This window comes from Acidovorax sp. KPB24-03 (genome assembly GCF_057546605.1).
On sequence record NZ_BAAJYR010000019.1, the window covers coordinates 22,992 to 34,765 of the forward strand.

General features: G+C 60.9%; 15 protein-coding genes and 1 tRNA gene. 10 read left to right on the top strand and 6 right to left on the bottom strand.

What is annotated here, in order from left to right; genetic code table 11:
- The first annotated feature begins 45 nt into the window (after positions 1 to 45).
- Both AC27KI_RS05080 and AC27KI_RS05085 read left to right on the top strand, forming a co-directional pair.
- Positions 46 to 363, top strand: a complete 318-nt coding sequence (locus tag AC27KI_RS05080; RefSeq protein ID WP_487112868.1) for a helix-turn-helix transcriptional regulator — start codon at positions 46 to 48, stop codon at positions 361 to 363.
- Positions 329 to 1,393, top strand: a complete 1,065-nt coding sequence (locus AC27KI_RS05085) for a reverse transcriptase family protein (RefSeq protein ID WP_487112870.1) — start codon at positions 329 to 331, stop codon at positions 1,391 to 1,393. The genes AC27KI_RS05080 and AC27KI_RS05085 overlap by 35 nt, the downstream gene beginning before the upstream one ends.
- Before the next feature lie 1,055 nt (positions 1,394 to 2,448).
- On the opposite strand, the gene AC27KI_RS05090 is transcribed toward AC27KI_RS05085, so the two are convergent.
- Positions 2,449 to 2,682, bottom strand: a complete 234-nt coding sequence (locus AC27KI_RS05090; RefSeq protein WP_121944141.1) for a helix-turn-helix domain-containing protein — start codon at positions 2,680 to 2,682, stop codon at positions 2,449 to 2,451.
- 119 nt (positions 2,683 to 2,801) lie between these two features.
- Here AC27KI_RS05090 and AC27KI_RS05095 point away from each other — a divergent pair, with 119 nt between their 5' ends.
- From AC27KI_RS05095 to AC27KI_RS05125, 7 genes are all read left to right on the top strand, one after another.
- Positions 2,802 to 3,299: a DUF1643 domain-containing protein gene (locus AC27KI_RS05095; RefSeq protein ID WP_487112872.1), complete on the top strand. Its 498-nt coding sequence runs from the start codon at positions 2,802 to 2,804 to the stop codon at positions 3,297 to 3,299.
- 158 nt (positions 3,300 to 3,457) lie between these two features.
- Positions 3,458 to 3,886 (top strand): hypothetical protein, encoded by a 429-nt coding sequence (locus AC27KI_RS05100; protein ID WP_487112874.1) that lies wholly within the window; start codon positions 3,458 to 3,460, stop codon positions 3,884 to 3,886.
- Entirely contained in the window at positions 3,883 to 5,184 is a 1,302-nt protein-coding gene (locus tag AC27KI_RS05105) for a tyrosine-type recombinase/integrase (protein ID WP_487112876.1), read from the top strand. The genes AC27KI_RS05100 and AC27KI_RS05105 overlap by 4 nt, the downstream gene beginning before the upstream one ends.
- Before the next feature lie 11 nt (positions 5,185 to 5,195).
- A complete protein-coding gene (locus tag AC27KI_RS05110) occupies positions 5,196 to 5,822 on the top strand; it encodes a hypothetical protein (protein ID WP_487112878.1) in 627 nt (208 codons plus the stop codon).
- Positions 5,819 to 6,115 (top strand): hypothetical protein, encoded by a 297-nt coding sequence (locus AC27KI_RS05115; protein WP_487112880.1) that lies wholly within the window; start codon positions 5,819 to 5,821, stop codon positions 6,113 to 6,115. The genes AC27KI_RS05110 and AC27KI_RS05115 overlap by 4 nt, the downstream gene beginning before the upstream one ends.
- A gap of 635 nt (positions 6,116 to 6,750) precedes the next feature.
- Complete coding sequence (locus AC27KI_RS05120) at positions 6,751 to 7,407, top strand: hypothetical protein (RefSeq protein WP_487112882.1); 657 nt, start codon at positions 6,751 to 6,753, stop codon at positions 7,405 to 7,407.
- 246 nt (positions 7,408 to 7,653) lie between these two features.
- Complete coding sequence (locus AC27KI_RS05125) at positions 7,654 to 8,112, top strand: hypothetical protein (protein WP_487112884.1); 459 nt, start codon at positions 7,654 to 7,656, stop codon at positions 8,110 to 8,112.
- A gap of 89 nt (positions 8,113 to 8,201) precedes the next feature.
- Here the strand turns inward: AC27KI_RS05125 and AC27KI_RS05130 are convergent.
- From AC27KI_RS05130 to serS, 4 genes are all read right to left on the bottom strand, one after another.
- A tRNA-Ser gene (locus AC27KI_RS05130) sits at positions 8,202 to 8,286 on the bottom strand.
- Positions 8,287 to 8,336: 50 nt separating this feature from the next.
- Positions 8,337 to 8,849, bottom strand: a complete 513-nt coding sequence (locus AC27KI_RS05135) for a DUF1993 domain-containing protein (protein ID WP_487112886.1) — start codon at positions 8,847 to 8,849, stop codon at positions 8,337 to 8,339.
- Between the two features lie 122 nt (positions 8,850 to 8,971).
- Positions 8,972 to 9,532 (bottom strand): class I SAM-dependent methyltransferase, encoded by a 561-nt coding sequence (locus tag AC27KI_RS05140; RefSeq protein ID WP_487112888.1) that lies wholly within the window; start codon positions 9,530 to 9,532, stop codon positions 8,972 to 8,974.
- 58 nt (positions 9,533 to 9,590) lie between these two features.
- Positions 9,591 to 10,901, bottom strand: a complete 1,311-nt coding sequence (gene serS / locus AC27KI_RS05145) for a serine--tRNA ligase (RefSeq protein ID WP_487112890.1) — start codon at positions 10,899 to 10,901, stop codon at positions 9,591 to 9,593.
- Positions 10,902 to 10,989: 88 nt separating this feature from the next.
- Here serS and AC27KI_RS05150 point away from each other — a divergent pair, with 88 nt between their 5' ends.
- Positions 10,990 to 11,418 carry a VOC family protein gene (locus AC27KI_RS05150; protein WP_284405457.1) on the top strand — a complete coding sequence of 143 codons (429 nt, stop codon included), beginning with the start codon at positions 10,990 to 10,992 and terminating at the stop codon, positions 11,416 to 11,418.
- A gap of 30 nt (positions 11,419 to 11,448) precedes the next feature.
- On the opposite strand, the gene AC27KI_RS05155 is transcribed toward AC27KI_RS05150, so the two are convergent.
- Positions 11,449 to 11,774 (bottom strand): pyridoxal-phosphate dependent enzyme (locus AC27KI_RS05155; protein WP_487112892.1); only part of this gene is annotated, 326 nt, incomplete at its 5' end.

Here is an 11,774-nt window from a genome sequence, read left to right on the forward strand (position 1 = left end):
CCTGTGAAGACGACTACTCCTGATCTTTTTACTTTGAGGATCATCATGTTGAACGAAGCACTAAGGCTAGTCAGGGCCTACCACGACCTGTCACAGTCCGAGCTTTGTGCTCAGTTGAGCATTTCCAACTCCTATTTATCAGAAATCGAGTCTGGTAAGAAGCAACCAACGCTGGAGATGCTGAATAAATACGGCGAACATTTCGGAATTCCGGTTTCCTCGCTGCTGTTCTTTTCAGAGAATCTTCATCAAACAGGTCTCACGAGCAACCTGCGTGTGGGCGCTGCAAAGAAGGTGCTGGCATTACTTCAATGGGTAGAAGCAAAGAATGTCAGCAAGTCCGAATCTACCAGCACGCGTTAAGCAGAGCAAATCCTACGCGCTAAATCAATGCGCCCTCTACAAGGTAGGCTCCAGAAAGCGACTGGCGCAAATCCTTGATGTAGATGCGAAAAACTTGACGCTGCTGTCGATGGACGAAGGTAATTTCGAAGTCTTTGAATTACCAGCTCAAGTTTGCGAGTTCACCGGTGCGACTCGCAAAGCCCGGTGGGTGCAGAACCCCGTCCCCGAACTCAAGGTCGTACTCGCGCGCATCACCAAGCTTCTGTCCCGTATTCAGGTTCCTGACTACTGTCATGGAGCGACGCCCGGTCGCTCATATCGATCAAATGCGCTGGCCCATGTTGGTGCAAATTCTGTAGCCACGTTTGACCTTAAGGACTTCTTCCCGTCCACCACGTCAAAGCAGGTCTTCCGATTTTTCCACATTGATCTGCAGTGTGCTCCCGATGTCGCTGGACTATTGACTGATCTATGCACATACAAGCGTGCACTGCCCACAGGAGCACCGTCTAGCCCGATCCTAGCCTACTGGGTCAATCGAGAATTATTCGGAACGGTAGATCAACGCGGGAAAGAGCTGCAATTGAAGTTGTCGGTCTACGTGGACGACATCACCCTCTCAGGTGATGCGATCCCACGAAGTCTTCCTGAGCAGGTTGAAGGCATCGTGAAGAGCCACGGACATAAACTGTCCGGGCACAAAACCAAAATATTCGGTCCTGGTCGCCCCAAACATGTTACGGGCGTCGTTATTGCAGGCGGGGCATTGCGTGTTCCGCACGCCCGTTTCCGAAAAGCCCGAGCCATTCGAGCCGCCTTTGAGGCAGAAAAAGATGACCGGAAACGCGCACTGCTTGCCGCGAAACTGTGCGGCCTCTTGGGAGAAGCAGCCTTTCTAGATGCCAGGTACAAGAGAATGGCTGTTGACAGCGTGAGACTGCTTGCAGCGGCCAAGGCGAAACTGCCCCCTCGCCAAGCAGCTGGCAAGCTTAGGCGAACATCGCGCAAAACCAGGGGCACGGCTGAAATGGAAGCTCCTACGGTCTAGCGATGTCAGCGCAAGACGACGATCACAGCGCAGACTCACCGGATTGAAGTCCCTGCTTGGCTGAATCCACCTGATGCGGGCTTGGGTCGTAACCCGTGAACCCCTGAGCACGACTAGCCCACCCCGCCCTCTGCCCCTACGGGGCCGGGCGGGTGGGCAGTCGAAATCCAATCACATCCCGGGGAGTTGGTAGCCCACACTGCAGTCATACCGTGCTGCGAATACATCGCCTGCATATCTCCTGGGCCCACGGTGAGCCCAACGATACCTACCCATGACCCCCATAGTGGCGAACTGCACGAGAAGCAAGAAGGTATGTCCCTGCAGCACCCCAGAGCTGCGCCATGCAGTCCCACCGGCCACCTCCAGCCGAATCTCAGAACAGGCATCCGAGCACATCCCAATCTCCACCGCCCGACTCCCCCCCGCCCGCTCCCCCTGAAAGGGGGGGCGGGGGGGAGTCGGGCTGGGGTGGAGGCTACTGGGTAACGCGCAAACGGATAAACCCGGAACGGGAATCCCCGGGCGAGTGACGGCAGCAGATACCCAAACGCAGAACTGGAGCCTGAGCAAACGGCGAGCCACCATCGCATGATGGCACCGAAGTCGCACAGAGTGGTACCAAAAAGCTGCGCGAAGAACCTGCCCGCTACCCCCATAGTCACAGCCTCCACGAAACGCGCGTAAGCACCACTCTGACCTCAGGGAGCCCAGGAGCAGCAGATCAGAGTGGCAACTCGTACCGAGCCCCCCTCGGAAAACACATCCCGCCACCCCATACCCCCCCGCCCGCCCGTCCCCTACGGGGACGGCGGGGCGGGCGGGGGCTGGGGCATAGGGGAAAAGGACTCGCGAAACAGTGATCAACAGCCTCAAATCAGGCGGGGCAGATCATGAAACGCTCCCACCCGAAACTCGGGGCTACCGGGTGGGGCGTCGGGTAAGGCGGGAAGCGAAACAGACTCGATCGATCTCGGAGATGCTGCATGCGGCCCTCTTCGCTCCATGGCTGGCATCAACCAGCATGCAAGTCACACCTGGGCGGCTACTCGCCACTACCGCCGAACAAGAGCCCCAGCAATCAACTCCGGAAGCGGCACCTCCAGCGCCTCAGCCACACGCAGCAATACGGTCAACGTAGGCTGATTGCGAGCCAGCTCCAACTTGGCGATGTACGTCCTATTGATGCCAGCACGATGGGCCAACTCCTCCTGGGACAAGCGCAACGCTGCACGCCGGGAGCGAAGCTCGTCGGCGAACGCAGCGATCAATGCCTCGTCCCTGGTCATGGGCAGGGACTGTCCGTTGCATGACGACTCTATGCACCCGCATATGTGGTACAAAATAATCTGATGCCTGAGCCGGAGCGGACTGGGCAGACGCTACGAATGCCTCTCTGAAAGTCCCCATGTACGACATCTACCACTCCGACCAAAACGACCAATGGCGCTACACGCTGGGCCGCTCCGGAGCCCGTCCACTGCTGGTCATCGGCCTCAATCCCAGCACTGCCACCCAAGAGAAGCTAGACCCCACCGTGACCCGCGTGGAGAAGGTCGCACAGCAATGCGGATTCGATAGTTTCGTGATGTTCAATCTCTACCCGGTGCGCGCCACCAAGCCCCAGGACCTGCCGCCCAAGGCTGACCCCGTGGCCTACGAGTGCAACCTGGAGGCCATCGAGAAGATCGTCGCTCAGTACACCAATCCCACCCTCTGGGCTGCCTGGGGCGAAACGGTAGTGGATCGCCCCTATCTCCTCCGGGCCCGCGACGCCCTGCATGAACGGCTGGCGCAGTACCAGCCCCAATGGCGCAGATTCGGTGAGCTGACCGCCACCGGCCATCCTCGCCACCCAAGCCGTCTCAACTACGCCTGGACGCTGGAACCCTACGAGCTGGCCTGAACAGACGGCGGGTAGCTCTACCCGCTGCCGTCCCCTCCATGCTCCCCATCGCCAGGGAGTCTCCGTGTCTCGCGTCGCAAGAAAAATCGCCCCCTGCCTCGTCCCCCAAGGCAGCCTGCCCGCTCCGGACACCCCCTCTCCGTCACTGAAAAAAGCTATTGAAAATCAATGACATAGGAGTCATTGATATGAAATTGATAGCAGCCACCTCAATAGATCCGGGAGAGAGAAACCATCGCCTTGCCCCATGCGGGTTCCGGGACGATGAAATCGAAATTTCCTGCAAGTCCTCCAATTTCTCCAGAGTGGCGGTCAAGGAGGAAATTCGATTGACTGCACCGAACCCGCCTGCACCGCTGCAGGTTGTGTATCTCCACCAGCGCGACACCGGGATGATCGCCCGCTACCGCACCTGGACTGAGTGGCTCTCCGAGGGCCGCACTCGCGCCGTCGAGAGTGAGCTGATCGCCATGGATGGGGGTGATCCTGCCCAGGCTCTCTCTCGTGCCTCGGTGTGCGAGTGGCAGGTACTGGTCTATGAGCCCCCTGGCTATCGTGGTCCTGTCTCTCCGGAGGTGCAGCCATGATGCCCCGCGAACCTCGCAAGGAACTGGGCGCGGCCCAGGTCGCAGCCCTCTGGCGCCGTGGCACCAACCATGTGGGCGGTGTGCGCGGCCTGATCCTCAACGTCACGATGTACGGCTCACGCAGCTGGGTGCTGCGCTATCAGGTGGCAGGCAAGCGGCGGGATCTGGGTCTGGGCTCGTATCCGTCCGTCACGCTGGCGGATGCGCGGGAGGCGGCTCGCGCTGCCCGTGCCAAGTTGGCGCAGGGTATCGATCCTATCGAGGATGGGCGCCGGGCGCGCGCCCGTCTGGTCGCGGAGATCCACACCAGCATGACTTTCGGTGAAGCGGCCAAGCGCTATATCGCCTCGCATGAGAAGGGCTGGAAGAACGCCAAGCACGCACAGCAGTGGCAAAGGTCGCTGGATAGGTACACCACGCCTGTACTGGGCAAGATGCCTGTGCGGGACATATCGCTGGCGATGGTGCTCAAGGTGCTGGAGCCGATCTGGGCCAGCAAAACGGAGACGGCCACCCGTCTGCGCGGTCGCATCGAGTCCATCATCGATTGGGCCATCGCACGGGGCTACCGCACCGACTCCAATCCTGCGCGCTGGAAGGGGCTGCTGGACAAGCTGCTGCCTGCTCCGGGCAAGGTGACCAAGACCACGCATTTTCAGGCGCTGCCCTATGGCCAGTTGCCAGTATTCATTGAGCAACTGGTGGGTCAGGAGGGGATGGGGGCCAAGGCCCTGCTATTCCTGATCCTGACGGCAGCCCGCTCCGGAGAAGTTCGCGGTGCCACCTGGGAGGAAATCGATCTGGCTGCGCGGGTGTGGACGATCCCCGCTGAACGCATGAAGGCCAGCAAAGCCCATCGGGTGCCGCTGTCGGATGCAGCCATTGCACTCCTGCAGGAAATGAAAGCGCTCACTCTCGCAGCAGGACGCACCACGGGAAAGGCGTATGTATTCCCAAGTCCCAACAGCCGTGACCCCGAACTGGGCAGCCAGCTCTCGGACATGACGCTCACGGCGGTGCTCCGTCGCCTGAAGCTGGAAGCAGTACCCCATGGGTTCCGCTCTACGTTCCGTGACTGGTGCGCAGAGCAGACCGACTACCCGAACGAGGTCGCGGAAATGGCACTGGCCCATACGGTGGGCAACAAGGTGGAGGCGGCGTACCGGCGTGGCGACCTCCTCGCTAAACGGCAGCAGCTCATGCAGGACTGGGCGGACTACGCCCTCGGTCGCCGCGCAGCAAATATGACCGGCGGTCATAGCGCTGGTGGCGCTGTATCAACACGTGATGTGAACTGAAGGAGAACAAAATGCGATTCCAGAATCCGGCCAATGGGCATATCGAGGAATTTGGTGAGGCCACGTGGCTGTGGGTGCTGGTCGGCGGTCCGATCTATTTTGCGTACAAGCAGATGTGGCTGCAGGCGGTGCTGTCGGCGGTGCTCGCTCCCATCACGGGATTCCTGTCCTGGGTGCTGTTCTATCCGCTGGGCATCAAATGGATCTTGCGTACCCACTACGCCAAGCTGGGGTGGACGGAGATCAAGGAGGGAGATGCGGTGGTCTCCAATCTCTCGGGAGCGCGCAGCATGGATGTGCGGATACTGACCGAGCCACCACAAGGCAACTATCGTCCACTGTCGGAGGTAGCGGTGAAGCTGACGCGCTGGTCTCCTATGGAGAGGAAATACACCCGCGAAGACGTGGATCAACGCCTCCGGGAAAAGGCAATGGCCCTCGGCGGCAATGCGGTGATCAACGTGCGCTACGACCAGAAAGATCACACCATGGCCACTGCCGGGTACATCGAAGGACGGGGGCTGGCGATCATCGACGAGTCCGATACAACGACCTGTCCATACTGCGCGGAAACAATCAAACTCGAGGCCATGCGCTGCAAGCATTGCGGCTCGGATATCCCCAAGGTAGCTGCATGACCATCAGCAACATCGCGAGAAGCTATCTACTCGTGCCGCTCTGCATGATCGCAATGGCCTGGATCGGGGAGGCCATGGCTGGCACCTCGGAGTGCTACGCGATCAAGGATGCGGACAAGCGGGCGTACTGTCTGGCGCAGGTCAAGCGGGACCCTGGAAATTGCTACCGCATCAAGGATGGTGACAACCGCAACCAGTGTCTGGCTGAAATCAAAGGATCGCGGGATCGCTGCTACGCCATCAAAGACCAGGACCGCCGCAAGGCGTGTCTCGCTCGGGCAATTTCACGTTGACGGAACCGCCTGCAGTAGTTGCAATAGTGCCAGGGCAGGATGTGGGATCGTGCCCATCAAAATCGATGGTAGGCGCGAAAGACAAGAATGCATCCAACACTTGGCCACGCTCTCCGCTCCATAGTATTCCTCGCCATCTGCATGGTGGGCTCTGGTGCGAATGCAGGCCCACTCTATAAGTGCGAGGTCAACGGGAAGACCGAGTATCAAGATCGACCTTGTGTTGCTGCCAATCAGAAAGTGGCCTGCATCCAAGGAGATAACCAGGAAATCCAGTATGCGGACAAATTGTCCGAGTCATGCAAGCCTACGCAGACAGAGTCGTACTCATCGGGCTATGGTGGTAGCAGCTATCCGTACAGCGGCTCAGCGGGGTATAGAGGTAGCTCCTCCTCTGCAGGAACCGACGTGACTGTGCGCGGATACACAAGAGCCAACGGTACCTACGTACAAGGACATACGCGGAGCGCGCCAGGGCGTGGACGAGATAAATGACTGCACATAGCGTCATCTTGTAGCTGGTGTTGTGCAGTAGTCAATCAGGGGCGCTTGCAAAGCGTGTCGGGGCGGAGCTGGTAGATGTCTATTTGGCGCCCCTGACACAACAGGTGCCAACAACATAGGTAGTGGGGGCTATGAAGAATTTTGTTCGCTGGCTGAGAGAGATTGGCCGTTGGGTGCGACGGGCACCGATCAACAGTTACTACTGGTGGGCAGTTGCAGGGATCGGCATGTCCATCGCTGGCGTTGGTGCGTTTGGCTGGACGGAGAAGTCATTTCGTCTGGCTGGCATGTGTTTGCAGTTGGGCGGTGTGCTCACGGTGGTATGGGGCATCCTGAAAACACGAGCTGACTTTGGGCAACCAACCGTCCGCTCGCAGTTCAAGGCATGGATGAAGGTATTCCCCCCGCTCAATCCTCCGGCGATAACGGCCTCAATAAACGGAGTATTGCCTGGGCTCTCTGGCGAAGGGTATCTCCTTTCAACGCACGGCCCCTCGGCTGACCAAACCATTGAAGGTCGCGTAGGGCATCTGGAGGGCATCGTCAAGAAGCTGGAAGAAGCGCAGGGCAGAACACACATTGCGGTTTTACAAGCCCAAAAGAAGGCGCAAGAAGCGTTGGATGCGCAGGCCCGTCAGTTGTCGCGGCAGATTGATGCCGTAGCAAAAAAGATCGAGTCCACCGCGACGGGCGGTGTCCATGTATCTGCGGTGGGGGTTGTCTTACTGTTCGTCGGGACCATCTTCGGCGGGGCCGCACCGGAACTTCAGCAGTGGCTGACCCAATAGGCGGTGGGCTATACGAACAGCCGCTGCGTCACGATAGATAAAACTCTGGGAAGAAACCAATGTCTGGCGCAGGTCAGGCGGGACCAGAGTACTGCCACCGCAGCAATGACGGCGATAGACGCAACCACTGTCTGGCAGAAATCAGGGGATCACGGGATCGCTGCTACGCGACAAAGAATGCAGACGCACGAAAACAGTACAGGGCCAGCATACGATAGATATCCCCTCACTCAAACTGGAGCGCAAATGAGCAAGTTCACTTTCAATCGTGGTAAGTGGGAGGATGGGAACCCGCTGCCAGAGTGGCATGACAACGAAGAATTCGATGACTATCTAACGCGCATCGGCTATCAAACATATAAGACCACGTATGGCCATGAGGATGCGAGTCAAATCGAGGTACACGCAGCGTCGGAAAACAGTACGTTCTATGCAACCGTATGCCCCTCAGGTGACGTCTGCTACGAAGTCTATTTGCCGGATTTTCCGAGCCTAATGATTTTCCTGAAGGAGTACGGGACTGTATTCGCTGCCGAGTCGGCGAACAATTCACTGCAGCAAATACTTGCCTTGCAAGAGAAGCTATTCCGAGCGACGCATGGACATGATGCATTCAACTCATGCCAGCAGTGCGACCCTAGTGGCTGGAAAGCCCAGCAACAAGCAACGGAAGAGCGTCGGAAGCGGAAAGCAGAGAAGCAATAAATATCGCGCCCATCAGATCCAGATGGGTAAATTGGCAGGTAGAAATGCAAAACGGGCCACTCGGGCCCGTCTGATATGAATACTTGCAGTGGAGGGTGGGATTCGAACCCACGGTAGTGTTGCCACTACGCCTGATTTCGAGTCAGGTACATTCGACCACTCTGCCACCTCTCCTGTGTGTCGAAGTCGGGATTCTAGCAGGAAGTTTCAGCCTTCCAGCCGACTCAATACTTCCCCATGTAATCGCGTTTGCCCAGCTCCACCCCGTTGTGCCGCGCAATGGCGTACGTGGCATTCACGTGGAAGAAAAACTGCGGCAGGCCGTAGTGCAGCAGGTAGTGCTCGCCGGCAAACTGCTTTTCGCGCGGCGTGCCGGGCTGCAGCGTGATCTGGCGGGCAGCGGCCTCTTCGAAAGCCTCGGTGGGCAGGCCTTCGATGAACGCCAGCACGGTGTCGATCCGGGTGCGCAGGTCAGCGAAACCCGGCCGTTCTGCATCGGGCAGCGATGGCACGTCCACGCCGGCCAGCCTTGCGGCGATGCCCTTGGCGAAATCGCACGCGACCAGCACCTGCCGCGCCATCGGGAACATGTCGGGAAACAGCCGGGCCTGCAGCAAAGCGTCCGGGTCGATCTTGCGTGCGGTCGCGTGGGCTTCGGTCTTGGAGACTACATCCCCCAGCGAGCCAAGCATCTGCTTGAAAACGGGCACGCTGGCGCTGTACATGAAAGAGGTCATCGCGGGTCGATCCTTGAAAAGAGGGCCGGCAGAACGCCAGCGGATCGCAAGTACACCAGCAATGGGCTGCTGGTGCACGATCGGAGCGGCAAAACCCCTGAAACACCCAGTCCGATAACGGTTCAGACCAGGACGATCTGCGGCACGTTCTGCAATTCGCGCAACGGCATGCGAGCCGGCTTCACCGCGCGCAGATGGGCCACCATCTCGACCACCACATTGCGCTGGCTCTGGATGCATTCCCAGATCTGCTCATGGGTCAATCCGCGCAGGCGCTGCGCCACGGTCAGCTCGACGCGGTCGGTGATCCAGTCGCCGCGGTATCCGTAATCCGCGCGCCAGTAGTAGGGCTGGGAGAAATACCCGAAGGACCCGTGGAACAGCTGGCGCACGTGGGTCGGGTCCTTGAAGGCATCGTCGCTGGCGCCATGGGGCACACAGATGACCATGCGCGCGTCGTGCCGGGCCACGCGGTGCAGTTCCTGCATCATGGGCAGCACCTTCGGGATGTGCTCCAGGACATGCGACAGCAGAAACTCCTCCACGCTCCCGTCCGCCAGCGGCAAGGGCGTGGCCGCGCAGGCGTCCAGGTCCGCGACGATGTCCACGCCGGGCAACGCCTGGCTGTCCAGGTTCAGCCACCCCGCGAGGGTATTGCGACCGCAGCCGACGTTGAGCTTCATGGCCTTCTCACCCATCCATCGTGCAAAAAAACCATTCTGCGCGGCCCTGGCCTGCGGCCTATGCGGCCAGGGAAGCGAGCCCGCCCAGGTAGGGGCGCAACGCTGGCGGAATCTCCACGCTGCCATCGGCCTGCTGGTAGTTCTCCAGCACGGCCACCAGGGTTCGGCCCACGGCCAGGCCCGAGCCATTGAGCGTGTGCAGCAGCTCGTTCTTGCCTTGCGCGTTCTTGAAGCGGGCCTGCAGGCGGCGGGACTGGAACGCCTCGCAGTTGCTCACCGAGCTGATCTCGCGGTAGGTGTTCTGCGCGGGCAGCCAGACTTCCAGGTCGTAGGTCTTGGCGGCGCTGAAGCCCATGTCGCCCGTGCACAGGCTCATCACGCGGTAAGGCAGCCCCAGCTTCTGCAGCACGGCTTCGGCATGGCCCGTCATGGCCTCCAGCGCCTCGTAGCTCTTGTCGGGGTGCACGATCTGCACCATCTCGACCTTGTCGAACTGGTGCTGGCGGATCATGCCGCGCGTGTCGCGGCCGTAGCTGCCGGCCTCGGAACGAAAGCACGGCGTGTGCGCCGTGAGCCGGATGGGCAGGTCCGACTCGGGCACGACCACGTCGCGCACGAAGTTGGTCAGCGGCACTTCGCTGGTGGGAATGAGGTACAGGGCCGCATGGTCGGGCACGGGCTCGCCGTCCTGTCCGCCCTTCTTGGCCGCGAAGAGGTCGCCCTCGAACTTCGGCAATTGGCCGGTGCCGCGCAGCGAATCGGCATTGACGGCGTAAGGCACATAGCACTCGGTGTAGCCGTGCTCCTGGGTCTGCACGTCGAGCATGAACTGCGACAGCGCACGGTGCAGCCGGGCGATGGGACCCTTCATCACGGTGAAGCGCGAGCCCGACAGCTTGACGCCCATGTCGAAGTCCAGCCCCAGCGGCGTGCCCACGTCCACATGGTCCTTCGCCGCGAAGTCGAAGGAGCGCGGCGTGCCCCAGCGGCGCACCTCGACGTTGCCGGCTTCGTCCGCGCCCACGGGCACGCTCTCGTGCGGCAGGTTGGGCACGGCCAGCAGCAGCGCGTGCAGTTCGCCCTGCAACTGCTCCAGCCGGGCGGCCGAGGTTTCCAGTTCCGACTTGAGCGAGCCCACTTCGGCCATGACCGCATCGGCGCTCTCGCCCTTGGCCTTGAGCTGGCCGATCTGCTTGGACAGCGTGTTGCGGCGCGCCTGCAGTTCCTCGGTGCGGGTCTGCAAGGTCTTGCGCTCGGACTCCAGGGACTGAAAGGCCTCAACATCCAGGAAGGCCTGGGGTTTTTTGCGGGTCTCCAGCCGGGCGATGGCGGAGTCGAGGTCTTTTCGAAGGAGGAGGATGTCTAGCATAGGCCGCGATTTTAGTAGGGCGTCTTACCGGGTTGGCGCGCCGGAGTTTCCGTTTTAGGATGGACCGCACTGCCCCAGGGAGGACTCCATGCACATCGAACCGTACCTTTTCTTCGACGGCAACTGCGAGCAAGCGCTGGATTTCTACGCCCAGTGCCTGGAAGGGCGCCTCACCGCCGTGCACCGCTACGAGGGCTCGCCGCTGGAAAAGCAGCTTCCCGCGCACTGGCGCAACAAGATCATGCATGCCACCCTGGAAGTGCCCGGCGGCCACCGGTTCATGGCCAGCGACCGCATGCCGGGCCAGCCGTTCGCAGGCCACGCGGGCTTCTCGATGTCGGTCAACTGCCCCGGCAGCGCCGAACGCGGCGAGCGCATCTTCCACAGCCTGGCCGTGGGCGGGCACGTGGGCATGCCCTTCACCGTCACGTTCTGGGGCGCGCACTTCGGCACGCTGGTGGACAAGTTCGGCGTGGGCTGGATGGTCAACTGCGACGGGGCGCAGCCGCCCGCCTGAAGGCCAAGGCGCGCCCCAGCACGGCGCCGCTCAGGCCAGCGTGGCGGGATCGAAATTGGCCCCGCACAGGATCAGGCCGACCGTCTCGTCGGCGCGCGGGCGGTAGGCGCCGCTTTGCAGCGCGGCCAGGCCCAGCGCCGCCGCCGGCTCGACCGCCAGCTTCAGTTCCCGCCACAGCCATTGCTGCGCGCTGCGGATGGCCTCGTCGGGCAGCAGCAGCGCGGCATGCACGTGGCGCTGCGAGACCTCCCAGGCGATGTCGCCGATGCGGCGGGCGCCCAGCGAATCGGCGGCGACGCCACCCACCTCCACATCCACCGGCCGACCTGCCGCGCGGGCGCTGTGCAGCGTGGGCG